Origin of the sequence: Micromonospora sp. NPDC093277 (assembly GCF_044765245.1) — a bacterium.
GTDB lineage: Bacteria > Actinomycetota > Actinomycetes > Mycobacteriales > Micromonosporaceae > Micromonospora.
Window position 1 is genome coordinate 494057 of sequence record NZ_JBIWJO010000002.1, and the last position, 24999, is coordinate 519055.

Sequence of the window (24999 nt, forward strand, 5' to 3'; positions counted from 1 at the left end):
CCCGCCGGCCCGGACCGGTACCGTTGCCCGCCGTGGGAAGCACCGAGCATCTGGAAATCGTCGTGGACCGGGCCCGGCGCACCGGGCGGACGCTCCTCGCGGACGGGGTGGAACAGTCGTACGTGGACGTCGCCGACCCGCGCCACCTGCACTTCGAGTACGTCCGCCGGATGGCCACGGTGATCGACCTGGTCGCCCCGCCGGGCCGGCCGCTGGCCGCCCTGCACCTGGGCGGCGGGGCGCTCACCCTGCCGCGTTGGCTGGCCGCCACCCGACCCGGCTCCCCGCAACGGGTGATCGAGCGGGACCCGGCGGTGGTCGAGCTGGTCCGCCGCCACCTGCCGCCGACGCCGGCCGCGGTGACCGTGGAGGTCGGCGACGCCCGGGACGCCATCGCCGCCGCGCCGTCCGAGGCGTACGAGGTGGTGCTCGCCGACGTCTACCGCGCGGCCCGGATGCCCCCGCAGGTGGCCAGCGTCGAGTTCGCCGCCGAGGCGGCCCGGGTGCTGCGCCCGGACGGTGTCTACCTGGTCAACGTCACCGACCTGCCGCCGCTGGTCTTCTCCCGTACCCAGGTGGCCGCGCTGCGCGCCGTCTTCGCCGACGTCTGCCTGGTCGCGGACCGGCGCATGCTGCGCGGCCGGCGCTACGGCAACCTGGTGCTCGCCGCCGCCCACCGCCCCGACCGGCTGCCGGTACGCCGACTCGCCGCCCGCGTCGCGAAGGACCCGGTGCCCGGCGACGTGCTGCACGGGGCGGACCTGGACACCTTCGTCGCCGGCACCCGCCCGGCCACCGACGCCGATCTCGCCGTCGGCTGACCGCCTCACCCACGCGGGCCGCCTCCGGGGACACCGAAAGCGCCGGCCCGCGCGAAACGGCGTGGTTTCGCCGTGGCCGGCACGGGTAGCCGCGCCGGATGAGCAACGCCGACGATCGGTCCACCGCCCGGCGTACACTGATCGTCATTGGGCTGGTGCTCGCCACCCTGGCCACCCTGGCGCTGATCCGGGCGACCCAACAGGTGCTGATCTGGATCCTCGTCGCGGCGTTCTTCGCGGTCGCCCTGAAGCCCCTGGTCGACCGGCTGCAACGCCGATTCGTCCGGCACCGGGCCCTGGCCACCCTGCTGGTCTTCGTGGCCACCTTCGTGCTGCTCGCCGCGCTGGCCGCGGTGATCCTGGTGCCGTTGGTCAACGAGGTGACCCGGTTCGCCGAACGGGCGCCCGAGCTGCTCCGGGAGACCCGCGCCGGCCAGGGACCGGCCGGCCGGCTGCTGGAGCGGTTCCACCTCCGCCAGTACGTCGTCTCCCACTCCGCCCAGCTCGAGCAGTTCGGCTCCCGGCTCGGTCAGCCGGCCGTCGGGGTGCTGCGCGGGCTGGTCCAGACCGTCGCGGGGATCGTCACCATCGTGGTGCTCGCGTACCTGATGGTGCTGGAGGCGCCGCGGATCATCGCCACCACGCTGACCCTGGCCGGCGACCGCCGGGCGGAGCGGCTGCGCCGGATCGGCCGCGAGTCCGCCCGCGCCATCACGGGCTACCTCACCGGGAACCTGCTGATCAGCGTGCTGCTCGGCGGGATGACCTTCCTGGTGCTCCTGCTCACCGGCGTGCCGTTCGCCGCGGTGATCGCCCTGCTGGTCGCTCTCGCGGACCTGATCCCGCTGGTCGGGTCGACGCTGGGCGCCGTCGTCGCCGCCGCCGCGGGCTTCGCGCACTCCCCCAACACCGGCCTGATCGTGCTGGGTTTCTTCATCGTCTACGTGCAGGCGGAGAACCACCTGCTGTCGCCGGTCATCATGTCCCGGGCGGTCCGGCTCAACCCACTCACCGTGCTGATCGCCGTGCTGCTCGGGGCCGAACTGGCCGGCCTGGTCGGCGCCCTCCTGGCCATCCCGGCCGCCGCCATCGTCCAGATCCTGCTCCGCGAGCTGACCCCCGCCGGCCGCGCCCTCCCCCCGCCAGCCACCGGGCCCCGCCTTCGTCGGCGCCTCCGCCGGCCACGGCGGGGCTAGCGGGTGCCGCGTACCACCACCTCGGGGGACGCGCTCTCCAGCGGAACCGCGTTCGCGGGAACCAGCCCGAGTTGCACCGCCGGGCGGGGCAGGGTCGCGTCGAGGAGCCAGTCGGCGCCCACCCGGGCCCGGTTCCCGGGCATGGCGAACAGGTGGTAGCCACGGGTGACGGCCTTGGCCGGCAGGCCGGACATCGACACCTTCAACGGGTTGGCCGCCGCCTCCTTGCCGCCCAGGTCGACCACCCAGCCCAGGTCGTAATGCTTGTACGGCTTCCGCGTGCCCTGCCCGTACGAGGCGGCGATGTTGTGCGCCGCGAGCTTGCCCTGGCGCTGCGCGTGCTGCGCGGTCATCGCGCAGATCTGCCCGGGGCGGCTCAGGTCGGGCACGGCCGCCGCGTCGCCGCAGGCGTACACCTCGGGGCAGCCCGGGACGTTGAGGTACTCGTCGACCACCAGCCGCCCCTTCTCGGTGCGCAGTCCCAGCTCGGCGACGAACGGGTCGGGGCGTACCCCGACGCACCAGACCAGGCTGCACGTCGGGACGTACTCGCCGTCGGTGAGCATGACGCCGTCCGGGGTGGCCTCGGAGACCGAGGTACCCATCCGCACGTCCACCCCGCGGCGGCGCAGCACCCGGTCGGCGGTGACCGACATCCGCTGGTCCAGCTCGGGCAGCACCCGGGGCGCCACGTCGAGCAGCATCCAGCGCGGGCGGACCTTGAGGTGGGGACGCTGGGCGATGAGCCGGTCGGTGAAGAGCTGGCCGTGCGCGGCGACCTCGGTGCCGGTGTAGCCGGCGCCCACCACCACGAAGGTGGTCCGGGCCCGCTGCTCGGCCGGGTCCTCGGTCAGCTCGGCCAGTTCGATCTGACGGACCACGTGGTCGTGCAGGTAGAGCGCCTCGGGCAGACCGCGGAACCCGTGCGCGTACTCGGTCACCCCGGGGATGGGCAGCAGCTTGTTGACGCTGCCGACCGAGAGCACCAGGCGGTCGTACGCGAGCCGGCCGTGGTCGCCCTCCGGGGAGCGGTAGCCGACCCAGCGGTTCTGCAGATCCACCCGGTCGGCCTCGCCGATCACCACCCGGACCCCGTCGAGAGTGCCGGCGAGCGGCACGGCGATCCGGGTCGGCTCGACCACCCCGGCGGCGACCTCGGGCAACAACGGCAGGTAGAGGAAATAGTCGGTCGTGTTCAGCAGGACGATCTCGGCCCGCTCGGCGGCCAGCCGGCTCAACGTCTTCGCCGCGTGGTATCCGGCGAATCCGGCCCCCACGATCACCACACGAGGTTTCGTCATGCCCGCTCCCGTTCCCCCCGATGGGAACGGCAAACGTGCCACCGCCGACCGTGGCACGACCGGCGGCCTCGCGACGGCCAGCCATCCCCACAAAGAGTCACCGAAAGCGGTTCACCCGGACCGGGCGGGGCACCCTCACCCGGCGGCGACGGAGGGTGGTGGGACGCGAGAGCCGAGGGAGGAAACGACATGGCGGTCCGGACCACGGTGCGTCCCTCGCCCGAGGACGTGTTCCCGATCCACCCCGCGTACGGCTACCGGATGCGGCGGCAACGGCATCCGGTGGGTGTACGCGGCGGGCCGCGGCCCGCCCCGGGCGGACCCTGGCTGGACGACACCGCGCGACACCGGGTACGCGCCGACTACGAGCTGCGGGACCGGCAACTCGCCCGGGCCCTGGTGGCGGCCGTCAGCCAACCCGGTGACTCGGCGGAGAACCTGGCCGGTCAGCTGGAGCAGCGGATGGACACTTTGGTGCAGCGCGCCGGGTTCGCCCGCTCCATCAACGAGGCCCGGGACCTGGTCGCCCACAACACGTTCACGGTCGACGGCGGCAAGGTCAACCGGGGCTCCTACCTGGTCAGCCCCGGGCAGACCATCCAGGTCCGGCCGGACCGGCAGTGCCGCGCCCCATTGGCGGTCGCGATGGCCGGTCACACCGCGGGCGACACCCCGCCGTACCTGGAGGTGCGGCCGGAGCACGGCACCGCGACCCTGACCCGGGAGCCGCAGCGGCAGGAGGTGCCGGCGCTGCGGGACATCCCGCTCGCGGTCCGGACGATAGAGGGGAACCCGTTGTGAGCATCGTGCCGACCGATCGACGTGTGTCCAACTACCGGCAGCAGACCCGCCGCCCGCAGCTCACCCCCCGGCAGCGCCGGCGCGTGGAGCAAAAGGAGGCGAAGGTGCAGCGGCTGCAGGCACGCGGCCCCGGACGCTGACCCGAGGGCACCCGGTGGCGGCCGCCGCGACAGCCGCCACCGCGGCTCAGCCCCGGCCGCAGCCTCGCGAACCGTGATCAGCTCCGGTTGCGGGAGGTGGCGGTACCCAACGCATGCCCTCCAGCGACACCACTCGTTCAGCCCTGCTCGGGCGCGGGTACGGTGATCGCCCACCGCTCGTGGTCCCGCCACTCCCCGTCGATGAAGAGGTAGTCCGGCGAGAAGCCCTCCAGCCGGAAGCCGAGTCGGCCGGCCAGCCGCCTCGACGGCTCGTTGCCGGGCTGGATGTTCGCCTCCAGCCGGTGCAGCCCGAGCGCGGTGAAGGCGTGCGCGATCACCAGCCGGACCCCGGCCGAGGCGTGCCCGGTGCCGGCGTACGGGAGGAAGGCCGCGTAGCCCAGGTAGCCGCCACGCAGCGCGCCCATGACGATGCCGCTGATGTTGGCGTAGCCGGCGATCTCCCCGGTGGCCACATCGCAGAACAGGTAACCGGAGTCGTTCCGCCTCCGGATCTTGCGCAGGTACGCCGCGTACCGCTCGGGGTCGTCCGGTGCCGACAGCCAGGGGTGGTGCAGGTCCCGGCTGCGCCGGGCGGCGGCGACGAACTCCGCCTCGTCGGCGGGTCGTGGGCGGCGGATGCCGACCCGCCCGTCGGTATGCAGATATCTCACGTTGCCCAACTCTCGGCCACCGGCCCGCCCGCTGTCCAACCGGGTCGGCACGGCGACCGGCGGTCTCGTCGCCCAGGCGACCGGGAGCATCCTGGCGCCGTTCTGGTTGGCCGCCGGCGCGCTGACGGTACTCACCGCGCTGGCCTGGCGGCGGCTGGCCGACACGGCCGGCTGACCCGGCGCCGCCGTTCCACGAGATCTTGGACAGTTACCGTCCGTGCGGGACGGTAACTGTCCAAGATCTGCCGTCAGGTCTTTAGAGGGCCGTCACAGCGGGCCCGGGTGGGGCTGGTCGAAGGGCATCGGCACCTCCAGGTAGGTGGCCCCGCGCAGGTCCAGCCAGGCCCGGTCGGGCGCGCGGACCAGCCGCAGCATCACCCCGCTGCAGGCCGGACAGCGGGCCACCAGGCCGGGAGCGTGCGAGTAGACGTGCAGTCCGGCCATCGGGCCGACCGCGCCGCAGGACGCGCACCGCCCGGTGGCGGCGCTCAGGTCGATCGCGAAGAGTTCCCGCAACGGCCCGTCGAGCATGTTGCCGTCCACGTAGGACATCTCGGTCATGCGTCCTCCTCGGTGCTCAGCCGGTCGGGCCGAAGCGTTCGGTCTTCACCCGCCCGGTCGGGTGACCCAGCCCCACCAGCAGGTCCGCCACGGTTTCCACGAAGCCGGTGGGGCCGCAGACGTAGCAGTGCGGCTCCAGGTCGGGCGGCCAGCCGTGGGCGCGTACGTCGGCCAGGTTGATCCGGTGCGGATCGCCGCGCCAGCCCTCGGGCGCCTGCCGGGTGTAGACGTACGCCACGTCGAGGCCCTGGTCGTCGCGGACCCGGCGGCGTAACTCGTCGGCGTAGAAGACGTCGGTGGGGGTGCGGACCGAGTAGATCAGCCGGAACGGCGTCCGGCTGCCGGCGGCGCGGCGGGCCCGGAGCATCGCCATCAGCGGCACCACGCCGGAGCCGCCGGCCACCAGCAGCACCGGCGCGGTCTCGTCGGTACGCCAGACGAACCAGCCACCGACCGGTCCGCGCACCTCCACCGGGTCGCCTTCGGCGTACACCTCGGTCAGGTACGGCGACACCTCGCCGTCCGGCACCCGCTGCACGGTCAGCGCGATCCGCTGCTCGTCCACGGGCGCCGCGAGCGAGTACGAGCGGGCCGCCTGGTAGCCGTCGGCGGCGGTGAGCCGGACGTCGAGGTGCTGCCCGGGCAGGTGGCCCGGCCAGCCGGGCACGTCCAGCACCAGGGTCTGCGCGGTCGGCGTCTCGATCCGGCGCTCGGCGAGGCGGGCCACCCGCCAGGTCAGCGGCGTGGCGCCCCGGCCGCCGGCGGTGGGCGCGGACACCTCAGTCGCCCTGGTAGCGCTGTTCGCGCCAGGGGTCGCCGTAGTCGTGGTAGCCGGCGGTCTCCCAGAAGCCGGGCTGGTCGTCGACGAGCAGCCGGACGCCACGCACCCACTTCGCCGATTTCCAGAAGTACAGGTGCGGGACGAGCAGCCGGGCCGGGCCGCCGTGTTCGGCGGGGAGCGGGCCGCCGTCGACGGTGTGCACCACCCAGGCCCGCCCGCCGCGCAGGTCGTCCAGCGGCAGGTTGCTGCTGTAGCCGCCGTACGAGTGGGCCAGCGCGTAGCGGGCGCTGGTGTCGATGCCGTCGAACAGGGTGTCCAGCGAGACGCCCCGCCAGGTGACGCCGAGCTTCGACCAGCGGGTCACGCAGTGGATGTCGACGGTGGGGGTCTCCTGCGGCAGGCCCATCAACTCGTCCCAGGACCAGCGGTACTCCGCGCCGGTCTCGGCGGTGACGACGAACTCCCAGGTGTCCAGCGGCACCCTCGGCGTCGGGCCGGCGGAGAGCACCGGCCAGTCCTCGGTGAGGTACTGCCCCGGCGGCAGGGCCGGCTCGGCCGAGCGGGGCCGGCCCTGGAACCCCGGCGACACGATTCCCACCCGTCTGTCGTACCACCTGCCGGCACCCCGGCCGGCCGCTTCCGGCCAACTCCCCCGCCGAGCCACGCCCTAGCAAGAAGGGGACCCTTCTCGACAGCAGGCGTTAATAAGGTGCCCTTCCTTTCCCCCGGGTGGTGTGGAGGCTGGTCAGGGTGACGACCAGCAGGACACCGATGATCACGCCGAGCGAGGCGAGCGTGGGGATCTGCGGCACGCCCGGCCAGATGCCGTGCGCCCAGTGCAGGCCGAGCTTGCCGCCGATGAAGGCGAGGATGACGGCCAGGCCGTAGCTGAGGTGCACGAGGCGGCTCAGCGCGGCGTGCAGCACGAAGTAGAGCGCGCGCAGGCCGAGCAGGGCGAACGCGTTCGTGGCGAAGACCAGGTACGGGTCCTCGGTGATGCCGTAGACGGCGGGCACCGAGTCGACGGCGAAGACCACGTCGGTGGCGAGCACCGCGACCACCACGAGGGCGAGCGGGGTGAGCGCCCGCCGGCCCTGTTCCCGGACGGTCATCCTGGGCCCCCGGTATTCGTCGACCACCGGCATGAACCTGCGGAGCAGCCGGACCGACCGCATCCTGTTGATCTCGATCTCCTGCTCGTGCCCGGAGAGGGCGTCGCGGAGCAGTTTGGCCGCGGTGGCGATCAGGACGACCGCGAAGAGCAGGAAGGCGAAGTCGAGCGTCTGCAGCGCGGCGGCGCCGACGGCGATGAATACCGCGCGCAGCACCAGGGCGCCGGCGATGCCGTAGAGCAGCACCCGCTGGGCGAGCACGGCGGGCACCGCGAACGCCGCCAGCAGCAGCATGAAGACGAAGAGGTTGTCGACCGAGAGGGACTTCTCCACCAGGTATCCGGTGAGGTACTCCACGCCCTGCTCGGAGCCGTAGCGGAACCACAGCCCGACGCCGAAGGCCAGCGGCAGGGCGAGGTAGAACGCCGACCAGCCCAACGCCTCGCGGAGCGACACCTCGTGCGGGCGGCGGGTGACCAGAAAGTCCAGCACCAGCAGGGCGAGTACGCCGGCGACCGTCGCGGCCCAGAGGGTGGGGGTGCCGATCGACGACAACGCGCCGGCGGACAGGTACGACAACTCGGGCACAGAGGCTCCTCGAACACCGTGTCATGTTCGAGGTCTCCTTCACCCACCTGCGTGGGCAACCACCCGGGGCGCGCACCGGGGCACGCCGTACTGACCGGGATGGTTCGTGGGAAGTACTCCCCTCGCCGCGCACCAGATTAGGGCAACCCGACCGCGCCCGCCAAGTCCGCCGCGGTGGAACCTGTCCAGATGATTGCCCTGGTCAACCGCTGCATGGATGGCCGGTGGTGGTACGTCTGTGCCCGAACGTCCTATCGTGGCGCGATGGATAACCAGGGGCCGCTCACCGGCGTACGGGTCATCGAACTGGCCGGCATCGGGCCCGGCCCGTTCGCCGCGATGATGCTGGCCGACCTCGGCGCGGAGGTGGTCCGCGTCGACCGGACCACCTCCGGCGGGTTCGGCGACGTCCCCGGCGACCTGCTGAACCGCAACCGCCGCTCGATCGCCGTCGACCTCAAGTCGGCCGCCGGGCGCGAGGTGGTGCTGGCCCTGGTCGCCGGCGCGGACGCACTGGTCGAGGGATTCCGGCCCGGGGTGACCGAACGGCTCGGCCTCGGCCCCGACGAGTGCCTCGCCGCCAACCCCGCACTCGTGTACGGGCGGATGACCGGCTGGGGCCAGGACGGCCCGCTCGCCCACACCGCCGGCCACGACATCGACTACCTGGCGCTGACCGGCGCGCTGCACGGCATCGGCCGGGCCGGTGAGCGTCCGGTGCCGCCGATGAACCTGCTCGGCGACTTCGGCGGTGGCGGGATGATGCTGGCCCTCGGCGTCGTCGCCGCCCTGTACGCGGTCCGCGCCGGCGCCCCCGGTCAGGTCGTCGACGCGGCCATCGTGGACGGTGTGTCGGTGCTGGCCGCCCAGATCCGGGCGATGCGCCGGGCCGGCATGTGGCAGGACCCGCGTGGGGTGAACCTGCTCGACGGCGGGGCACCGTTCTACGACACCTACGAGTGCGCCGACGGGCGGCATCTCGCGGTGGGTGCGCTGGAGCCGCGGTTCTACGAGGAACTGGTCCGGCTCACCGGTTTCCCGCTCGACGGCGAGGAGGTCCCGGACCGGAGCGACCCCGCGAACTGGCCGGCGCTGCGTGCGGCGTGGGCGCGGCTGTTCCGTACCCGGACCCGGGACGAGTGGACGGAGCTGTTGTCCGCCACCGACGCCTGCGTCGCGCCCGTGCTGGACTGGGCGGAGGCCCCCGACCACCCGCACCTGGCGGCCCGGGGCGTCTTCGTCGACCACGGCGGCGTCACCCAGCCGGCACCCGCGCCGCGCTTCTCCGCGACTCCCACCTCCGTACGCCGGCCGCCGCCGCGGCCCGGCGAGCACACCGACGAACTGCTCACGGAGGCCGGCTTCGACGCCGAGCGGATCGCCGCGTTGCGCGCCGCCGGCGCGGTCGCCTGATCCGGCCGATCGGGCTGACCCGACCGGCCGTCGGCGGCACCGGCCAGCGGCGGACGGCGCCGCCTGCGGGGCTCAGCGCCGCATCGCGCCGGGCGCCAGGGCCGGCTCCACCATGTCCCGGTAGTCACGTGGCATCTGGACGACCACGTCGTCGAACTCGCCGCCGGTGACCGCCTCGCGCAGGGTGGTGAAGACCGCCCGTACGGCGTTGCGCGCGGCGTTGCCGTCGACACCGGCCCGCTGCCCCACCCGGGCGATGAATTCGGCCGCCCCGAACCGGTCGGCCGCCTCGGTGTCGGGGTGCGGCTTCAGGATCCGTTGCAGCGGCTTCGACAGCTGCGCGGCCAGGTCCAGCACCTCGCCCCCGGTCAGCCGCTCGGCGAGGGTCTCCAGCGTGGCCCGGGTCAGGTCGGCCGCCCGATCCGGGGACGTTCGGGTCCGCTGTGCGACCTTGTCGACGAAGGTCTCGTAGTTCATTCGGTCGTCCCCTCTCACGGCTGCCTCGCGCCTCGCCGCCTACCCGCCGGCGCGCGACGGAAACGGCCGCGAAATTCGCAGCGGTCGTGCGTGACCGGCCGCCCGCCGGGTAACCGCCGCCGGTCGTGACCGCAACTACAGGCGCGAGGAGCTCGACCCATGGCGAGTTACACCGACGTCCTTGACTACCTGTCGGCGCTGGACTATCCGGCCGGCAAGGACGACGTCATCCGCGAGGCCGAACGGGAGGGTGCGCCCCCGGACGTGTTGCAGGCGCTTCGGGCGCTGCCTCCGGTGGACTACGCCAACGGCACCGAGGTGGCCCGGTCGGCCGGCATCGACGCCGCACCCGAGGTAGGCCGATCGCAGCGCGCGGCGCAGTCCCGGGACAAGCGCCACAATCGGGTTTCGCAGCACCTACGCGGCATCTGACACCCCCCGGTGCGCGGGACGGACCGCCACCCGGGCCGGCACATCGCGGCCGGGGCCCAGCTCGCCGTGATGGGACTGGTCGGGGTCGTCTGCGGTGGACTCGTCGGGGCGCTCATGTCGCTGGCGCTCGGCCCGTTGGTGGGCTGGGACGCCGCCGCGCTAGCCTGGCTGGTCCTGGTCTGGAGCCGGCTGTGGCGGTTGGACGCTGCGGCGACGGCCCGGCTGGCCCGGCGCGAGGACCCGAACCGGGCCGTACGGGACGTGCTGCTGCTGGCCGCCTGCCTGGTCAGCCTGTTGGCGGTGGGAGTGCTCCTGACCGCCGGTCGCCCGGTGCGGCCCGGCCTCCCGTTGGATCTCAACCGCGGCGTGGGCGTACTCAGCGTGGTGCTCTCCTGGTTCGTGGTGCACACCGTCTTCATGACGCGTTACGCCCGCCTCTACTACGGTGGGAAGCCGGGAGGCGTCGACTTTCACCAGAGCGAGCCGCCCTGCTTCACGGACTTCGCCTACCTGGCGTTCACCGTGGGCGCCACGTTCCAGGTCTCCGACACCGACCTGGGCAGCACGGAGCTGCGCCGGACGGTGCTGGGCCACACGCTGCTGTCGTATCTGTTCGGTGCGGTCATCGTGGCCACGGTGGTGAACCTGCTGGCCGGGCTGGCGGGATAGCCGCCGTGGACAGGCGGGCGCCCCGGGTCACGAACCGCGACCTGGGGCGCCACGCACACCTGTCCCTGCCGGTGTCCGCGCCCGAACCGGGTCGCGACCGCCAGGCGGTGAGTGTTCGCCCGAACCGGGCGGGCATCGCTGCCACGATCATCGTACGTTAGAAAATCAGCCGATCGGGTGACTATCGCGAGATTGTGGCCGGACGCACGTCGGGGTCACCCGGTCAGCTCCGCGTACCGCTTCTCCAGGTCCACTCGGGCCAGCGCACCCACCAGCCACGCCAACCGCTCCGACTCACCGCTCCCGGCAAGCCCGGCCAGGTCGTCGGCGGACCGCCCGAGGCCGAGCCGGCGGGCCGCGACGAGTGCTCGGCGGTCGGCGACCGGCGCCACCTCACGCCACACCGCCTGCGTCTCGCGCAGGAAGAGGTCGATCACCTGATCGTCCACCCCGGGCAGAGCGGCGAGCAGCCGCCGCTCCTGAGCCGGATCCTGTCGCGCCGCCGTACGCAGCCGGCGCAGGTCGCCCCGGTAGCGGTCCACGATCGCCCGAGCGAGGTCGCCGAGGGTGGCCGCGAGCGCGTCCACATCGCCCCGTTGACCGGCTTCGCGCAGCACGCGTACCCGGTCGGCCTGCAGCGACCGGGCCATCCGGGCGGCACTGTCCCAGCCGTTGTCCCGCAACGCCAGCGCGGCGTCGACCGCCTTGCGGAAATCTCCGCGCCGGGCGAGCAGAACGGACAGGTAGAGCACCTGGAACAGCTGGGACGGGTTGTTGGTGACCCGGAACCCGTACCGTTCGGCGAACCCGCGACCGTCCCCGGCAAGCCGGCGGACCAGTCGCTTCTTCTCCTCGATGCTGGAAACCACACTGGTCGGCATGCCCGCGGATACCCGGCCCGGGGCCGGGCATTCAGCATTCAGCGATCAGCCGTGCAGGCCACCGCGCCGGTCCCGGGCCTTCAGCCGGGTGGTGGGCAGCGCCGGGGCCGGCAGCGGAGGCGCCTGGTCGTCGGCGACCGTGCCGAAGCGCCGACCCGCCATCCAGTCCTCCCGGGCCGCGACGACCTCCTCGTGCGACCGGCCGACGAAGTTCCACCACATGACCAGGGGCTCCTCGAACGGCGTCCCGCCGAGCAGCAGCAGCCGGCTGCCGGGGGCGGCGCGCAGGTTCAGCGTGTCCCGACCGGCGCCGAGGTAGAGCAGCGCGCCGGGAGCGAACGGCACCCCGTCCACTTCGGCGGAGCCGGACATCGCCAGCAGCCCGTACTCGAAGTCGGGGCGCAGCGGCAGGCTGACCGGTGCCGACCCGCGCACCTCGAGCTGCGCCCCGACCAGCGGCGTGTGCACCACCGCCGGGGAGCGCTCGCCGCCCAGCTCGCCGACCAGCAGCATCACCGCCAGGTCGCCGTCGCGCCACCCGGGCAGCTCCGCGTGGTGGGCGAAGTCGGCCGCGCCGGCGCGGGCCGGGTCCGGCAGCGCCACCCAGAGCTGGACACCGTGCATCACCGGCGGATGCACCGCCGGGGACCGTTCCGAGTGGGCGATGCCGTGGCCGGAGGTCATCACGTTGAGTTGCCCGGGGCGGATCGGTTGCACGTTGCCCAGGCTGTCCCGGTGCAGGATCTCGCCGTCGAGCAGCCAGGTGACGGTCTGGAGCCCGGTGTGCGGGTGCGGCGGCACCTCCATGCCGGGCCGTTCGGCGACGTCGTCCGGTCCGAAGTGGTCGACGAAGCACCAGGCCCCGACCATCCGCCGCTGCCGTTGCGGCAGCAGCCGCCGCACCGTGGTGTAACGGCCGAGCGGCACGTCGTGGCCGGGCAGCAGGACACTGCCCGGGTCCGTCGGTCCCACGCCGGGTGGGAGGGTCTGCGCCGGCAAGGATTCGGTACGGTCCACCGCCCGACTGTACGCGCCGTCTCCCGCGCCGGTCGCCGCGTTCGCCGTGACGGCGGACACCGGCACGCGGAGTGTGCCAGCCGGGGCGCGGAGCGTGCCGAGGCCCGCCGGCCGGGGCTGCGGGGCTCTAGGTCAGGCGGGACCGTACCTTGGCCGCGCACCCCGACACGACGGAGCGCGCGTCCAGCCCCAGGCTCTCGATCGCGACGAGCGCCGTGAACACGACGTCCGCCAGTTCGGCCGCGACGTCGTCGCGGGTGTGGGTGACGCCCTTGCGCGGGTTCTGCCCGAGCACCCCGATCCACGCGGCGGCCGCCTCCCCCGCCTCCTCGGTGAGCTTGAGGATGCGGCAGGTCAGCTCGGTGTCTCCGGTGCCGTTGGTGGTATCCAGCCAGTCACGGGAGGCTCGGGCGGTGCTCCAGATCAACTCGTCCACCCCGACAAGTGAACCCGATGGCGGTGATTATGGTATCCGGTGACGGTCAGCGCGGACCGATACGGCAAGGGACGACCGGGCTGCCGCCCGGTGAACCGGAAGGGACGTGTCGGTTATGCCGGAGACCGTCGAGACGGTGTTCGCAAATGTGGTCAACCGCAACCCGGGTGAGCCCGAGTTCCACCAGGCGGTACGGGAGGTGCTGGAGAGCATCGGCCCGGCCATGGCCCGCCACCCCGAGTACGCGAACGCGCGGATCATCGAGCGAATCTGCGAGCCGGAGCGGCAGATCATCTTCCGGGTGCCGTGGGAGGACGACAAGGGCCGGGTCCGGGTGAACCGCGGTTTCCGCGTGGAGTTCAACAGCGCGCTGGGCCCGTTCAAGGGCGGCCTGCGTTTCCACCCGTCGGTCTACCTGGGCATCGTGAAGTTCCTCGGCTTCGAGCAGATCTTCAAGAACGCGCTGACCGGACTGCCGATCGGTGGCGGCAAGGGCGGGTCGGACTTCGACCCGAAGGGCCGCTCGGACCGGGAGGTGATGCGCTTCTGCCAGAGCTTCATGACCGAGTTGTACCGGCACATCGGCGCGGAGACCGACGTGCCGGCAGGTGACATCGGGGTCGGTGGCCGGGAGATCGGCTACCTGTTCGGCCAGTACAAGCGGATCACCAACCGGTACGAGTCGGGGGTGCTCACCGGCAAGGGCGTGGCCTACGGGGGCGCGCAGGTGCGCCGCGAGGCCACCGGATACGGCGCGGTGTTCTTCGCCGAGGAACTGCTGAAGCAGTGCGGGGACAGCCTGGAGGGCAAGCGGGTGGTGGTCTCCGGCTCGGGCAACGTGGCGATCTACGCCATCGAGAAGGTGCACCAGCTCGGCGGTCGGGTGGTGGCCTGCTCCGACTCGGACGGGTACGTGCTGGACGAGGCCGGCATCGACCTGGAGCTCCTGCGCGAACTGAAGGAGGAACGCCGGGTCCGCCTCGACAACTACGTCAAGCACGTGCCGCACGCGGTGGCGGTCTCCGGTCGTACCGTCTGGGAGGTGCCCTGCGATCTCGCGCTGCCCTGCGCGACGCAGAACGAGATCGGCGGCGCGGAGGCGGCGGCGCTCGCGGCCGGCGGATGTGTCGCGGTGGTCGAGGGAGCGAACATGCCCACCACGCCGGAGGCGGTCCGTATCCTGGCCGGCGCCGGGGTGAAGTTCGCCCCGGGCAAGGCGGCGAACGCCGGCGGCGTGGCGGTGAGCGCCATGGAGATGGCGCAGAACGCCAGCCGGGACTCGTGGACGTTCAGCCAGTCGGAGAAGCGGCTGTGGGAGACGATGCGGGACATCCACGCCCGCTGCTGGGCCACCGCCGAGGAGTACGGCCTGCCTGGCGACTACGTGGCTGGCGCGAACATCAACGGTTTCCGGCGGGTGGCGGAGGCGATGCTCGAACACGGCCTGGTCTGAGCAGCGGACCGGCCACCGATCTCGGACAGCTACCGTACGGCGACGTACGGTAGCTGCCCAAGACTCGGCAGACGCCACCTCAGGAGACGGGGCGCAGCCCCGCCTCGAAGGCGCCGCGCATGTCCACGTACCCGTTGATCCGCTTTTCGATCTCGGCGTAGTGTGCCCGCCGATCGGCGGGCACCGCCGGATCCTTGGCCGCGCCGGCCAGGTCGACCACTCGGGCTGCCGGCTTGTACTCCATCCAGGTCGGCAGCACGCTCACGTTGGTGACCTCCCAGCCGGCAGAACCGGTGCGGGTGAAGGTGAACTCGGGCACCACGGCGTCCTGCGTGTTCTCCGGGGAGCCGTCGTCGAACCGGGCGGTGAGGTTGCCCATGCCGTAGGCGACCCACTTCCGGCCGATCTTCTCGAACGGCTGCACCACGTGGACGTGGCACCCGATGATCAGGTCGATGTCGGGCGAGGCGAGCAGCGTTTGGGCCAGGTCCAGCTGGTCGTCGTTCGGCGCGTTCTGATACTCGGTCCCCCAGTGCATGGAGAGTATGACGATCTCGGCACCGGCCGCTCGCGCCCGGTGCGCAGCCGCGAGGATGGCCTCCTGGTCGATAAGGTTCGCCGCCCACGGCTTGCCCTCCGGCAGGGGGATGTCGTTGAAGCTCAGCGCGTACGACAGCTGCGCGACCTTCACGCCCGCCACGTCGAGGATGTTCGTCCGGGCCGCCTCGTCCGCGTTGCGGGCCGTGCCGGCGTGCCGCAGCCCGACCCGGTCGAGGTTGTCCAGGGTCCGGGTGATCCCCTCCATGCCCTCGTCGAGCGAGTGGTTGGACGCCGTGGAGCAGGTGTCGAACCCGGCCCAGGCCGCCGCGTCGGCCAACTCCGGCGGCACGCTGAAGGCCGGCCATCCGGTGAACGGACCCTGCGGGTCCGCCAACGGTGTCTCCATGTGGCAGATGGCGAGGTCGGCGCCGCTCACCCGGGGGCGGATCGCGGCGAGCACGCGACTGAAGTCGTGGCCGCTGCGGCCCGCGTCCTGCGCGTCGGCGGCGGCCTGCTCGGTGAGCGGCGGATGCACCAGCAGATCGCCGGCGGCCACCACGGTGAGCTGGTTCTTCGGCCCCGAGGCCGGGGACGTGGCGCGCGGCGTGGCGGAGGTACGCGGAGCGACACGTGCCGGTTCGGTACACGCTGCCGCCAACAGCACCAGGATCACCACAATGCCCAGTTTCATCCTCATCCTAGGACTTTGTCCCGGTGTCCACCGCGTCGAGGGACGAACCCGAAAGGACCCCTCCCAGGAGGGAGGGGGCCTTTCGGGTCCATGGTGACGAAACTCCGGTGACCACTCCATGTCCCGCAAAGGGCGGTTTCCACCGCCGGTCGTGACCACCACATCCCGCACACGGAGTCGATCAAGGCCAGTCGAGGCGGGCCGGCCGGGTCAATCGTTGTCCTGGCCGCCGCCGCTCAGTTGTTCGTAGGCGTCGAGCAGCCCCCGCAGGGTGGCGGCGGCATCAGCATCGATCTTCCCGTCGTCGGCCGCTTCGGCGATCCGTTCGCGCAGGTCGGCGAGGCGCTTGTGCTGGTCCTTCGGCTTGCGGGCCAGGTCGGCGGCCTTCTTCCGCAGGTCCTCGGCGGTCTTGCGGTCGATCTTCTCGTCGGCGTGCAACTGAGCGAGCACCTCGACGAACTGGGCGGCAAGCTCGCGCGGGGTGGCCGGCACCGGCTGGGTGGTGGCCGACTCCGGCGGGTCGGACGGTTCTGGAGAGTCGGACTCCGGTGCGGCCCCGTCGGCCGGCGTCGTGGCGGCCGTGTCGCCGGCCTTCGGCCGGTCCGGGCCGTCGCCGAGGAACAGCGAGCCGACCAGGCCGATCAGGAGCGCCACTCCGGCGGCGACCAGCAGGCCGAGGAGCCGGTTGGACCGAGCGGGCGGCCGGGACGCGGCCACCGGCGGGCCCGGGCGCACCGGCACCGCGGCGGCCCGGTCGATCAGGGTCCGCGGATGCTCGGGCCGGGTGATCGTGGGCAGGATCGCGGTGGGCGGATCGGCGGGCTTGCCGGCGCCGAACCGGGCGGCGAGTTGACCGGCGGTGGGCCGTTGGGCCGGGTCCACGGAGAGGCAGGCCAGGGTGAGTTCGGCGACGTCGGCGGGTAGCCCGGGGACGTGCAGCGGCGGGATCGGCGTGTGCCGGGCCTGCACGTCGAGCACGTCCTGCCAGGTCTGCACGGGCAGCGGGGCCCGTCCGGTGAGGGTGCGGTAGAGCAGCGCACCGAGGGCGTACACGTCGCTGGCGGGATTCGGCGGGCCGGGTGCCATCCGTTCCGGGGCGAAGTACGCGGGGGTGCCCATCAGCAGCTCACCGGTCTGGCCGGAGAGGGGGTGCCGGGGCCCGGCGAGGGTGGCGATGCCGAAGTCGAGCACCTTCGCGCCGGTCTCGGTGAGCATCACGTTGCCGGGTTTGATGTCCCGGTGCACCACGCCGATCCGGTGCGCGGCGGCGAGGGCGGCGGCGACCTGACCGGCCAGCCGGACCGCCTCGGGCCAGGCGAGCGGCCCGCCGGCCAGCCGGTCGGCGAGGGTGTGTCCCTCGACCAGCTCCATCACCAGGTAGGGCACCAGGCTGCCGTCGGGCAGGGTGGCCTCGGCGTAGTCGTACACCTGGGTGACGTGCGGGTGGGTGAGCCGGGCCGCGGCGCGGGCCTCACGCTGGATGGTGGCGCGCAGCTGCGGGTCGGCGGCGAGCTGCGTGGCGAGGGCCTTGACCGCGACGGGGCGGTGCAGCACCTCGTCGTCGGCGCGCCACACCTCGGACATCCCGCCGAGCCCGATGCGCTCGCGTAGGACGTACCGATCGTGCAGCCGCAGTGCTGGCGTGAACGGCGACATGGTGGTCCAGTCTGCCTGGCGCGCCGCGCAAGGCAACAGCCCGGTGCCGGTCCCGCCCGGCGGGTGCGTGACGGTCGGGGGCGCCCCCGGGTGGTGGCCGGGGGCGCCCGCCGATCACCGGGTCAGGGGCAGCAGGGCGGCGCGGGGGCCGGGCGGGGTTCCATGCGGTCGGCGAGCCGGCGCAGGGCACCCGCGGCGGCCAGCCGGGTGGGGGCCAGCCGGGGCGTACGAGGCCGGTCGGGGCGGACGGGCGCGTCGGGGCGGGCCGAGTTGACGTGCCGGGTCACGGCGTCGACGGCGAGGACGAAACCGGTGTGGTGTTCCATGGTCAGCTCCTTTGGGCGGGACCGGTGGAGGTGCGGACGACGAGGTCGGTGGGGAGCAGGACGCGCCCGCCGGCCGGGTCGGCCGGCGGTTCCAGCAGCAGCGTGGCGGCGAGGCGGCCCTTCTCCTCGGCCGGTTGACGGACGGTGGTGAGCCCGGCGGAGGCGGCCTCGGCGATGTCGTCGAAGCCGGTGACCGAGACGGGATGCGCCAGCCGCCGGCCAGTCCGGTCGAGCGCGTCGAGCACGCCGAGGGCGAGCACGTCGGAGCAGGCCAGCACGGCGGTGGGCGGCCGATCGCCGGCCAGGGCGGCGTTGACGGCGGCGGCACCGGCGGCGCGGGTGTTGTCGGCGGCGTTGAGCACGGTGACGGCGGACCAGTCCACCCCGACGGCGGCGAACGCCTCGGCGAAGCCGGTGAGCCGGCCGCGCGTCGTCGGGTGCGGGGCGTCGGCCGGGCCGGTCAGGCGGAGCGGCCCGGCGGGGGCGTGGGGCAGCACCCTGTCGCCGAGGAGGGCCACCCGGCGGTGACCGAGCGCGGCGACGTGCTCGGCGACGGACCGGGCGGCCGCCCGTTCGTCGATGCCGACGTAGCGGTCGGCCGGGCCGGCGTCCGCCCGAGGAGCGGTGGTGACGTACGGCAGCGCCCGACCCCGGATGGCGTCGAGGGCCCAGTCCTCGTCACCGGCACAGTAGACGCAGAAGCCGTCGACGGCGGCGTTGTCGATGGCGGCGCGGACCCGGGCGCGCTCGGCGGGCAGCGGCACCAGCAGCAGGTTGCTGCCGTGCTGCTCGACCGCCTCGCTGACGCCGGCGAGGAAGCGCACCGCGAACGGGTCTGTGAACGCGTACGACAGCCGGGAGGTGAAGAGGACACCGACCGCCCCGACGACACCACGGCGCAGCGAGCGGGCGGTCGGGTTGGGGCCGGGGTAGCCGAGGCGTCCCGCCGCGTCGAGAATCCTGGCGCGCAGGTCGGCGGAGAGCTGGTCGGGCCGGCTGTAGGCGTTGGAGACGGTGCTCCGGGAGACGCCCACCGCGTCCGCGACGTCCTGCAGGGTCGGCATCATCGGCCCCTTTCTGAATCGATCCAGTTACTGGATCGATTCAGAGACTACCCGCACGGGTCGGCGAGGGTCAATGGGGAATCGGGTCAGCCCGGGTAGAGCTCGTCGCGGATCCGGGTCAGCAGCTCGCGGGTCTGCTCCGGCGGCACGGCCTCCACACAGAGCCGCTCCATGGCCAGCGCGTAGTAGTCGAGGTCGTCGCGCTTGTCCAGATAGATCGCGCTGGTGAGCTGTTCGATGTAGACGATGTCCGGGAGGTCCTCGTCACCGAAACGGAGGATGCTGAACGCGCCGCTGGCCGCGGCGTGGCCGCCGGCGTCGAAGGGGATGATCTGGAGCCGGACCTGCGGCGCGGAGGTGGCCTCGATCAGCGCGTCGAGCTGGCCGCGCATCACCTCGACACCGCCGATGGGCCGGCGCAGCGCGGCCTCGTCGAGCACCGCCCAGAGCTGGGGCGGGCCGCCACGGTGCAACACCCGCTGGCGGTCCATCCGCAGGTTGACCCGCCGGTCGAGCTCCGCCGGCGGGGCGCCCCGGTGGCCGAGCAGGATCACCGCCCGGGCGTACTCGGGAGTCTGCAGCAGGCCGGGGACGAACTGGACCTCGTACGTGCGGATCAGCGCGGCCGCGGCCTCCAGCCCCAGGTAGGACTGGAACCAGGAGGGCAGCACGTCGCCGTAGCGGTGCCACCAGCCGGGACTGTTCGCGTCACGGGCCAGCTTGAGCAGCGCCCCGCGCTCCTGCAGAGCGGTGACGCCGTAGAGGGTCAGCAGGTCGGCGACGTCGCGTTCCTTGAAGCCGACCCGGCCCAGCTCCATCCGGCTGATCTTCGACTCGGAGGAGCGGATCTCCCAGCCGGCACTCTCCCGGCTCACCCCGGCACCCTCGCGGAGCCGGCGCAACTGCCCTCCGAGCAGCATGCGCAGCACTGTCGGCCCGCTGGTCGGGCCTCCCTCGGCGGACACCGTCGTCACCTGGCCGTCCTTCAACCTGCCGACTGTCCCGACCGGACGTCCTGGCCCGGCCGACGTGTAAGCATGCCATGGACCCTCGGTGAGATGAACCCCTCCGGACGGCCGAGTCGTTTCCGCCAATGGCCTCAGTCGGCGATCAGATGGTCGAAGTCGCCGTCACGCGCGCCGAGCACGAACGCGGCGATCTCGTCCACGGTGTAGATCAGCGCCGGTCCGTCGGGATGCCGGGAGTTGCGTACCGCGATGCCGGCGCCGTCGGGCAGCTCGGCCAGCTCGACGCAGTTGCCACTCGGGTTGCTGCGCCGGCTCTTCTGCCACCGCACCGGTGGCAGGTCACTGGTTGACACACCGTTCTGTGGCTGCTGCATGGGGCGTCCCTCCGTGGGATGAGCCATCCGATGCCGCGGGGAGGGGCGGTAGGTGGCGCGGGGTTCCGTCGACTGAGGATGAAGATGCACGTGCATCTGCTATTGCATCTGCAATGGACAGCGAGCATGATAGCGCACATGCGGTGTACCCATCCGTTCACTGTGGGTCACCCCGCTACCGGTTATGACCAGGAAGAACACGGTCTGGCCCGGTCGGTTCAGGTGCCGCCCGGCGAGGCCGACAGGAGCGGTGAGGAGGGCGCGTGCCGGATCCGATGACCGTCGCCTCCGGTATCTCCGCCGCCGGTGCCCTCGTCTCCGCCTGGCAGCTGCGCCGCCGGGCACTGCGGGCGGAGGCGGAGATCGAGCTACTCCAGGCCGAACTGGTGGCCGAGCGGCACGCCGCCAGCCACGACCCGCTCACCGGGCTGCCGAACCGGCGGGCCTTCTACCGGCTCGCCGCGACGCTGCTGACCGACGCCGCCGGCCAGCCGTTGGTGGCGGTCGTGCTCGACCTCGACGGCTTCAAGCTGGTCAACGACCGCTACGGACACGCTGCCGGCGATCAGGTGCTGGTCAGCGTGGCGCAGCGGCTCTCCGCGTTCGCCGGGGACAACCTGGTCGCCCGGCTCGGCGGGGACGAGTTCGCCGGGCTGCTGGCCAGTCCCACGGTGGACCGGCGCTGGATCGAGCACGCCACCCGTCGGCTCTGCGAGGCGCTCGCCGCGCCGATCCCGCTCGGCGCCCGCACCGTGCAGGTGACCGCCTCCGTCGGGCTCGCCCCGGTGCACTGCCCGACGCAGCTGACCGACGCGCTCTGCCGGGCCGACGCGGCGATGTACCAGGCGAAGAGCCTCGGCGCGGCGCAGCCCCCCCGGCAACTCGTGGACAGCCCGCAGCTGGCCGAGTGCTGAGCGGCCGGGCCACCGTCGCCGGAGCGGCAGTCGACCACCTGACCGCCCCGGATCGTCACGGCGAGGCGGTCAGCCGTCCCAGCGACCCACGCCGCGCAGGGCGTCCCGGGCGAGGCTGACCAGACCCGACGGCGACAGCAACCCCTCCACGATCCGCAGGGCCCGGACCCGGTCGGCCTCGGACCGGACGGGGTCGGCCACCTCCGCCGACCAGCTCCACAGATCGTCGAGCGTTCGAACCCCGAGGTGGTACGCGAGCCGCACCGGGTCCGGCCGCATCGGGCCGTAGCCGGCCCGGAACGCGGCCTCGTCGAGCCGGCTGTCGAAGGCCCAGGCCGGCCCGCCGCCGAGCACGAACATCAGGTCACGTTCCCGCGGGGCGAGCACCGCGTCGTCCCAGTCGATCAGCCAGACCTCCCCGTCCGGGCCCAGCAGCACATTGCCCAGGTGCGGATCGCCGTGGCAGACCACCAGGTCGGCCGGCCGGGCCCGCAACTCCGCGCCGAGCCGGTCGACCCGGTCCAGCAGCCGCGCCGTGTCGGCGGCGGCCGCCCGCCAGTGCGCGGCCACCTCCCGGGTCCACCGGTCGGCCGAGTCGTCCACCGCGCGCAGCCGCCGGTCGGTCTCCCGCACCGCCGCCGCGATCGCGGCGTGGGTGTGGTCCTCCCGGGGCAGCCCGGCCAGCTCGCCGGTCAGCGGCACCGCGTGCGCGGCGGCGAGGAGCGCACCGTACCGACGCCAGTGGGCGGAGCGCATCCCGCCGTCGGCGGCCCGCTCGCCGACGATCCACGGGACCACGGTGAGCCGGCGTCCGTCGTACACGGCGTTGAGCTGCCCGTCCCGGGTCGCCACCGGTGCCGGGACACCCGGTACGCCTCGCCGGGCGAGCCCGGCGGTCACCACGAGCCCGGCCGGGGTGCCGCCACCGCTGAGCTTCACCGCGTACTCGCGGCCTTCCCTGGTGCCAGCCTGCCACAGCTCGGCGGTGGGGTCCGCGCCGAACTCCACCGGCACGGCGGTGACCAGGGCCAGGCCGAATTCCTCCGCGACCCGGGCGGCGAGCCGATCGTCCACGGGTGCCCGATCAGAGCCAGCCGTAGCCGGCGCGCAGCGCCCGGCCCACCCGGTCGAACCGCGGCCGGTCCAGCACCGCACCCTCGCGCCGGATGCTGTCCTCACGCATGGTCAGCACGCGGTCGAGGCGTACCCAGCTCGGACGCTGGTCGCGGTCCCATTCGCCCGGGCCGAGGGCGAGCCAGTGCCGCTGGCCGTCCCGGTCGCTCTGGCTGGAGAGCATCAGCCCGAACAGGGTGCGGCTCTGCCGGCCGACCACCAGGACCGGGCGGTCCTTGCCCTGGCGGGGGTCGTCCTCGTACGGGACCCAGGTCCAGACGATCTCCCCCGGGTCGGCCTGCCCGTCCAGCTCCGGGGCGTACGACAGCTCGCGCCGCTGCAGCACGGTGACCTGGCGGCGCCTGGCCACCTGGGCGGGGATCGGTCCGGCGGTACGGGCCGGCGCCACCACACTCCCGGTGATCCGGCCGAGCCGGGATGCCACACTCCTCAACAGACCTGCCACGGCCGGCAGCCTATCCTCCGGCCCCGTCCGGCACACACCGGCCGGATCGTGACGAAACCCGGGGCGCGGCGCGCACCTTTGACCAGCCGCTGGTACGCCGCCGTGGCCAGCGGCACCGCCCGGCGGAACGGCACCGACCGGACGTCGGCGAACAGGCCGCTGTCGGCGATGTCGGCGTGGAACCAGTCGTCGGGGCGGTCGCGGAACTCCTGCGGATCGCCTCGACGAGCGCCGCTGGGTAGCCTGGACGGGCCTCGCCGTAGTCGCCGGCCACCTCTCCGAAGAGCTTGGACATGACAGCCATCACTCCAGCGCGGGCATCCCGCCGCCGACCCGCCGGGAGGCGACCATGATCCCGGAGCTCCCCCGCGATCTACCGATACTCGAACGCCGAGCGGTCCGGGTCGTGGTGCTCGACGCCGCCGAGCGGTTGCTGCTGTTCCACACCCACGACCCGGACCACCCCCGCCTCGGCACCTGGTGGGAGCTGCCCGGCGGCGGGCTCGACCCCGGGGAGACGTACCTCGACGCGGCGGTGCGGGAGCTGCGCGAGGAGACCGGCATCGTGGTCGGGCCGGCCGACGTGGGGGCGCCCACCTGGCGGCGGCGGGCCAGCTTCGTCCACCGCCGGTCGCGCCACCTCCAGGACGAGGTGGTGGTGCCGGTCCGGCTGCCCGGGCGGGGACCGGACGTGGACGAGACACACCGGCTCGACTACGAGATGGAGGACTACTTCGGGTTCCGCTGGTGGCCGGTCCCCGAGGTGATCGCCGACCGGCCGCGCTGCTATCCGGGGCGGCTGCCCGAGCTGCTGCCGGCGTTCCTGGCCGGCGAGGAGATCGACGAACCTTTCGAAATATGGTCGTGACGTTCCCGCCGGCAACCGGCACAGTGGAGCGGTGAATCCTCTCCACGGATCCCTCGCCCAGTACGCCGAGCGCCTGCACCGCGCCGCCGGGGACGCACACCACGTGGCCTCCCCGCTCGGCGCCTGGCTGCTCCTCGCGCTCGCCGGCCCCGCCGCCACCGGCGACACCCGCGGCCGGCTGGAGGAGGCGCTCGGCACCGACGTGGACAGCGCCGCCGCGGCGGCCCGCGCGCTGCTGGCAGCGCCGCACCCGCTGGTCGCCGCCGCCACCGCCCTGTGGGAGCGGACACCCTCCGCGGAGCTGGCGGGCTGGCGCGCGACCCTCCCGGAGCAGACGCAGACCGGTCCGCTGCCCGACCAGGCGGCGCTGGACGCGTGGGCGCGGAAACACACCGACGGCCTGATCGACCGGTTCCCGGTCACCGTCGCTCCGGACCTCCTGCTGATCCTGGCCAGCGCGCTGGCCACCCGGGTGTCCTGGGCGGCCCCGTTCGAAGTGGCGCCCACCGGCCAGCTCGGGCCGGACAGCGCCTGGGCGGGCCGGGTGAAGCGGGTGCTGCGTACCCCCGGCCACGGACACCGGTGCTGGATCGCGACCACCGCGCGGGTCGGTGACGTCGCGGTGCACGCCGCACCGGCCCGGCCGACGGCCACCGCCGACGGAAAGGCCGGGCTGCTGGTGGTCTCGGTGGCCGCCGCACCGGAGGTACCGGCGGCGGAGGTGCTCGCCGCCGCTCAGGAAATCGCGGCCGACGCGGCCATCGCCCCGGACGGGACCGCGCCGGGTCGGCGCTCGCTGTACGACCTGCCGCTGGGCGACGCGCCGCTGTGGACGCTGCGGGAGGAGACCGTCCACTCGTTCGGTCGTGAGGAACGGGTCGGCGCGGTGCTGCCGTGCTGGTCGGCGGAGAGCCGGCACAACCTGACGCCGGCCGGGCTCGGCTTCGACGCCGCCGCGAAGGCGCTCGGCACGCTGCTCGGGCTGGCGCACCCGAGGTTCGAGGCGATCCAGTCCGCGGTGGCGCGGTACGGGCGGTACGGCTTCGAGGCCGCCGCGGTGACCGCAATGGTCATGCCGGTGGGACTGCCGCCGGAGCGCATCGTACGCGTGGCGGAGCTGCGGTTCGGCCACCCGTACGCGGTGGTGGCGGTGGCCACCGACAGCGCCGGCGGCCCGTGGCACGGCCTGCCTGCCTACTCCGCCTGGGTGGCGCAGCCCCAGGAGCTGTCCGACGACGAACTCGCCGACCCACCGCAGCGGTGGTGACC

At 73.4% G+C, this 24999-nt stretch carries 30 protein-coding genes; 12 read left to right on the top strand and 18 right to left on the bottom strand.

Features of this window, described 5'->3' with window-relative positions:
• Nucleotides 1–32: 32 nt before the first annotated feature.
• Nucleotides 33–821 carry a spermidine synthase gene (locus tag ACIRG9_RS06925; protein ID WP_402851317.1) on the top strand — a complete coding sequence of 263 codons (789 nt, stop codon included), beginning with the start codon at nt 33–35 and terminating at the stop codon, nt 819–821.
• Between the two features lie 98 nt (nt 822–919).
• Nucleotides 920–2017, top strand: a complete 1098-nt coding sequence (locus tag ACIRG9_RS06930) for an AI-2E family transporter (protein WP_402851319.1) — start codon at nt 920–922, stop codon at nt 2015–2017.
• Here the strand turns inward: ACIRG9_RS06930 and ACIRG9_RS06935 are convergent.
• Nucleotides 2014–3318, bottom strand: a complete 1305-nt coding sequence (locus ACIRG9_RS06935) for an NAD(P)/FAD-dependent oxidoreductase (protein WP_402851322.1) — start codon at nt 3316–3318, stop codon at nt 2014–2016. The genes ACIRG9_RS06930 and ACIRG9_RS06935 overlap by 4 nt on opposite strands.
• A gap of 189 nt (nt 3319–3507) precedes the next feature.
• On the opposite strand from ACIRG9_RS06935, the gene ACIRG9_RS06940 reads away from it, so the two are divergent.
• Both ACIRG9_RS06940 and ACIRG9_RS06945 read left to right on the top strand, forming a co-directional pair.
• Complete coding sequence (locus ACIRG9_RS06940) at nt 3508–4119, top strand: S4 domain-containing protein (RefSeq protein WP_402851325.1); 612 nt, start codon at nt 3508–3510, stop codon at nt 4117–4119.
• Nucleotides 4116–4259 (top strand): hypothetical protein, encoded by a 144-nt coding sequence (locus tag ACIRG9_RS06945; protein ID WP_402851328.1) that lies wholly within the window; start codon nt 4116–4118, stop codon nt 4257–4259. Before ACIRG9_RS06940 ends, ACIRG9_RS06945 begins: the two co-directional genes overlap by 4 nt.
• Before the next feature lie 137 nt (nt 4260–4396).
• On the opposite strand, the gene ACIRG9_RS06950 is transcribed toward ACIRG9_RS06945, so the two are convergent.
• Nucleotides 4397–4930 (bottom strand): GNAT family N-acetyltransferase, encoded by a 534-nt coding sequence (locus ACIRG9_RS06950; protein WP_402851331.1) that lies wholly within the window; start codon nt 4928–4930, stop codon nt 4397–4399.
• A 1-nt stretch (nt 4931) separates the two neighbouring features.
• On the opposite strand from ACIRG9_RS06950, the gene ACIRG9_RS06955 reads away from it, so the two are divergent.
• Entirely contained in the window at nt 4932–5105 is a 174-nt protein-coding gene (locus ACIRG9_RS06955; protein WP_402851334.1) for a hypothetical protein, read from the top strand.
• Nucleotides 5106–5197: 92 nt separating this feature from the next.
• Here the strand turns inward: ACIRG9_RS06955 and ACIRG9_RS06960 are convergent, their stop codons facing one another.
• From ACIRG9_RS06960 to ACIRG9_RS06975, 4 genes are all read right to left on the bottom strand, one after another.
• The gene (locus ACIRG9_RS06960; protein ID WP_402851337.1) at nt 5198–5491 is read right to left on the bottom strand and encodes a DUF6510 family protein; all 294 of its coding nucleotides are present in this window, start codon (nt 5489–5491) and stop codon (nt 5198–5200) included.
• A 16-nt stretch (nt 5492–5507) separates the two neighbouring features.
• Nucleotides 5508–6269 carry a ferredoxin reductase gene (locus ACIRG9_RS06965; protein ID WP_402851340.1) on the bottom strand — a complete coding sequence of 254 codons (762 nt, stop codon included), beginning with the start codon at nt 6267–6269 and terminating at the stop codon, nt 5508–5510.
• 1 nt (nt 6270) lies between these two features.
• The gene (locus ACIRG9_RS06970) at nt 6271–6861 is read right to left on the bottom strand and encodes a sulfite oxidase-like oxidoreductase (protein WP_402851903.1); all 591 of its coding nucleotides are present in this window, start codon (nt 6859–6861) and stop codon (nt 6271–6273) included.
• Nucleotides 6862–6973: 112 nt separating this feature from the next.
• Nucleotides 6974–7972, bottom strand: coding sequence for a TerC/Alx family metal homeostasis membrane protein (locus ACIRG9_RS06975; protein WP_402851343.1), 999 nt, complete (start codon nt 7970–7972; stop codon nt 6974–6976).
• A gap of 264 nt (nt 7973–8236) precedes the next feature.
• Here ACIRG9_RS06975 and ACIRG9_RS06980 point away from each other — a divergent pair, with 264 nt between their 5' ends.
• Nucleotides 8237–9385 carry a CaiB/BaiF CoA transferase family protein gene (locus ACIRG9_RS06980; protein ID WP_402851346.1) on the top strand — a complete coding sequence of 383 codons (1149 nt, stop codon included), beginning with the start codon at nt 8237–8239 and terminating at the stop codon, nt 9383–9385.
• 72 nt (nt 9386–9457) lie between these two features.
• On the opposite strand, the gene ACIRG9_RS06985 is transcribed toward ACIRG9_RS06980, so the two are convergent.
• Entirely contained in the window at nt 9458–9862 is a 405-nt protein-coding gene (locus ACIRG9_RS06985) for a DUF2267 domain-containing protein (protein ID WP_402851349.1), read from the bottom strand.
• A gap of 159 nt (nt 9863–10021) precedes the next feature.
• On the opposite strand from ACIRG9_RS06985, the gene ACIRG9_RS06990 reads away from it, so the two are divergent.
• A complete protein-coding gene (locus ACIRG9_RS06990; protein ID WP_402851352.1) occupies nt 10022–10294 on the top strand; it encodes a DUF2795 domain-containing protein in 273 nt (90 codons plus the stop codon).
• Between the two features lie 9 nt (nt 10295–10303).
• Nucleotides 10304–10963, top strand: a complete 660-nt coding sequence (locus tag ACIRG9_RS06995; RefSeq protein ID WP_402851354.1) for a DUF1345 domain-containing protein — start codon at nt 10304–10306, stop codon at nt 10961–10963.
• A gap of 215 nt (nt 10964–11178) precedes the next feature.
• Here ACIRG9_RS06995 and ACIRG9_RS07000 read toward each other — a convergent pair whose 3' ends face one another.
• The 3 genes from ACIRG9_RS07000 to ACIRG9_RS07010 form a co-directional block, all read right to left on the bottom strand.
• Complete coding sequence (locus ACIRG9_RS07000; protein WP_402851356.1) at nt 11179–11844, bottom strand: hypothetical protein; 666 nt, start codon at nt 11842–11844, stop codon at nt 11179–11181.
• 45 nt (nt 11845–11889) lie between these two features.
• On the bottom strand, nt 11890–12861 hold the full coding sequence (locus ACIRG9_RS07005) for a pirin family protein (RefSeq protein ID WP_402851358.1): 972 nt from the start codon (nt 12859–12861) through the stop codon (nt 11890–11892).
• A 127-nt stretch (nt 12862–12988) separates the two neighbouring features.
• The gene (locus tag ACIRG9_RS07010; RefSeq protein ID WP_402851360.1) at nt 12989–13297 is read right to left on the bottom strand and encodes a hypothetical protein; all 309 of its coding nucleotides are present in this window, start codon (nt 13295–13297) and stop codon (nt 12989–12991) included.
• Between the two features lie 115 nt (nt 13298–13412).
• On the opposite strand from ACIRG9_RS07010, the gene gdhA reads away from it, so the two are divergent.
• Nucleotides 13413–14750: an NADP-specific glutamate dehydrogenase gene (gene gdhA / locus ACIRG9_RS07015; protein WP_402851363.1), complete on the top strand. Its 1338-nt coding sequence runs from the start codon at nt 13413–13415 to the stop codon at nt 14748–14750.
• A gap of 79 nt (nt 14751–14829) precedes the next feature.
• Here the strand turns inward: gdhA and ACIRG9_RS07020 are convergent, their stop codons facing one another.
• The 6 genes from ACIRG9_RS07020 to ACIRG9_RS07045 all read right to left on the bottom strand — a co-directional run bounded on the left by ACIRG9_RS07020 (nt 14830) and on the right by ACIRG9_RS07045 (nt 20369).
• A complete protein-coding gene (locus ACIRG9_RS07020) occupies nt 14830–15981 on the bottom strand; it encodes a CapA family protein (RefSeq protein ID WP_402851366.1) in 1152 nt (383 codons plus the stop codon).
• Nucleotides 15982–16191: 210 nt separating this feature from the next.
• Nucleotides 16192–17637, bottom strand: coding sequence for a protein kinase (locus ACIRG9_RS07025; RefSeq protein WP_402851368.1), 1446 nt, complete (start codon nt 17635–17637; stop codon nt 16192–16194).
• A 122-nt stretch (nt 17638–17759) separates the two neighbouring features.
• On the bottom strand, nt 17760–17963 hold the full coding sequence (locus ACIRG9_RS07030; protein ID WP_402851371.1) for a hypothetical protein: 204 nt from the start codon (nt 17961–17963) through the stop codon (nt 17760–17762).
• A 2-nt stretch (nt 17964–17965) separates the two neighbouring features.
• A complete protein-coding gene (locus tag ACIRG9_RS07035) occupies nt 17966–19027 on the bottom strand; it encodes a LacI family DNA-binding transcriptional regulator (RefSeq protein ID WP_402851374.1) in 1062 nt (353 codons plus the stop codon).
• A gap of 86 nt (nt 19028–19113) precedes the next feature.
• A complete protein-coding gene (locus tag ACIRG9_RS07040; protein ID WP_402851377.1) occupies nt 19114–20001 on the bottom strand; it encodes a helix-turn-helix domain-containing protein in 888 nt (295 codons plus the stop codon).
• Nucleotides 20002–20126: 125 nt separating this feature from the next.
• Nucleotides 20127–20369, bottom strand: a complete 243-nt coding sequence (locus tag ACIRG9_RS07045; RefSeq protein WP_402851380.1) for a DUF397 domain-containing protein — start codon at nt 20367–20369, stop codon at nt 20127–20129.
• Between the two features lie 263 nt (nt 20370–20632).
• Here ACIRG9_RS07045 and ACIRG9_RS07050 point away from each other — a divergent pair, with 263 nt between their 5' ends.
• Nucleotides 20633–21283, top strand: coding sequence for a GGDEF domain-containing protein (locus ACIRG9_RS07050; protein ID WP_402851383.1), 651 nt, complete (start codon nt 20633–20635; stop codon nt 21281–21283).
• 69 nt (nt 21284–21352) lie between these two features.
• Here the strand turns inward: ACIRG9_RS07050 and ACIRG9_RS07055 are convergent, their stop codons facing one another.
• A complete protein-coding gene (locus tag ACIRG9_RS07055) occupies nt 21353–22357 on the bottom strand; it encodes a phosphotransferase enzyme family protein (RefSeq protein WP_402851386.1) in 1005 nt (334 codons plus the stop codon).
• Between the two features lie 10 nt (nt 22358–22367).
• Nucleotides 22368–22862, bottom strand: coding sequence for a type II toxin-antitoxin system PemK/MazF family toxin (locus ACIRG9_RS07060; protein WP_402851388.1), 495 nt, complete (start codon nt 22860–22862; stop codon nt 22368–22370).
• Between the two features lie 349 nt (nt 22863–23211).
• Here ACIRG9_RS07060 and ACIRG9_RS07065 point away from each other — a divergent pair, with 349 nt between their 5' ends.
• Both ACIRG9_RS07065 and ACIRG9_RS07070 read left to right on the top strand, forming a co-directional pair.
• The gene (locus ACIRG9_RS07065) at nt 23212–23730 is read left to right on the top strand and encodes an NUDIX hydrolase (RefSeq protein ID WP_402851390.1); all 519 of its coding nucleotides are present in this window, start codon (nt 23212–23214) and stop codon (nt 23728–23730) included.
• Between the two features lie 31 nt (nt 23731–23761).
• Entirely contained in the window at nt 23762–24997 is a 1236-nt protein-coding gene (locus tag ACIRG9_RS07070) for a hypothetical protein (protein WP_402851393.1), read from the top strand.
• Nucleotides 24998–24999 lie beyond the last annotated feature (2 nt).

Bases quoted from the DNA above. Each gene is read 5' to 3' on its own strand.
- ACIRG9_RS06930 (WP_402851319.1), top strand. From the start codon at position 920: ATGAGCAACGCCGACGATCGGTCCACCGCCCGGCGTACACTGATCGTC.
- ACIRG9_RS06935 (WP_402851322.1), bottom strand. From the start codon at position 3,318: ATGACGAAACCTCGTGTGGTGATCGTGGGGGCCGGATTCGCCGGATAC.
- ACIRG9_RS06940 (WP_402851325.1), top strand. From the start codon at position 3,508: ATGGCGGTCCGGACCACGGTGCGTCCCTCGCCCGAGGACGTGTTCCCG.
- ACIRG9_RS06960 (WP_402851337.1), bottom strand. From the start codon at position 5,491: ATGACCGAGATGTCCTACGTGGACGGCAACATGCTCGACGGGCCGTTG.
- ACIRG9_RS06980 (WP_402851346.1), top strand. From the start codon at position 8,237: ATGGATAACCAGGGGCCGCTCACCGGCGTACGGGTCATCGAACTGGCC.
- ACIRG9_RS06985 (WP_402851349.1), bottom strand. From the start codon at position 9,862: ATGAACTACGAGACCTTCGTCGACAAGGTCGCACAGCGGACCCGAACG.
- ACIRG9_RS06990 (WP_402851352.1), top strand. From the start codon at position 10,022: ATGGCGAGTTACACCGACGTCCTTGACTACCTGTCGGCGCTGGACTAT.
- ACIRG9_RS07000 (WP_402851356.1), bottom strand. From the start codon at position 11,844: ATGCCGACCAGTGTGGTTTCCAGCATCGAGGAGAAGAAGCGACTGGTC.
- gdhA (WP_402851363.1), top strand. From the start codon at position 13,413: ATGCCGGAGACCGTCGAGACGGTGTTCGCAAATGTGGTCAACCGCAAC.
- ACIRG9_RS07020 (WP_402851366.1), bottom strand. From the start codon at position 15,981: ATGAAACTGGGCATTGTGGTGATCCTGGTGCTGTTGGCGGCAGCGTGT.
- ACIRG9_RS07025 (WP_402851368.1), bottom strand. From the start codon at position 17,637: ATGTCGCCGTTCACGCCAGCACTGCGGCTGCACGATCGGTACGTCCTA.
- ACIRG9_RS07030 (WP_402851371.1), bottom strand. From the start codon at position 17,963: ATGGAACACCACACCGGTTTCGTCCTCGCCGTCGACGCCGTGACCCGG.
- ACIRG9_RS07035 (WP_402851374.1), bottom strand. From the start codon at position 19,027: ATGCCGACCCTGCAGGACGTCGCGGACGCGGTGGGCGTCTCCCGGAGC.
- ACIRG9_RS07045 (WP_402851380.1), bottom strand. From the start codon at position 20,369: ATGCAGCAGCCACAGAACGGTGTGTCAACCAGTGACCTGCCACCGGTG.
- ACIRG9_RS07065 (WP_402851390.1), top strand. From the start codon at position 23,212: ATGATCCCGGAGCTCCCCCGCGATCTACCGATACTCGAACGCCGAGCG.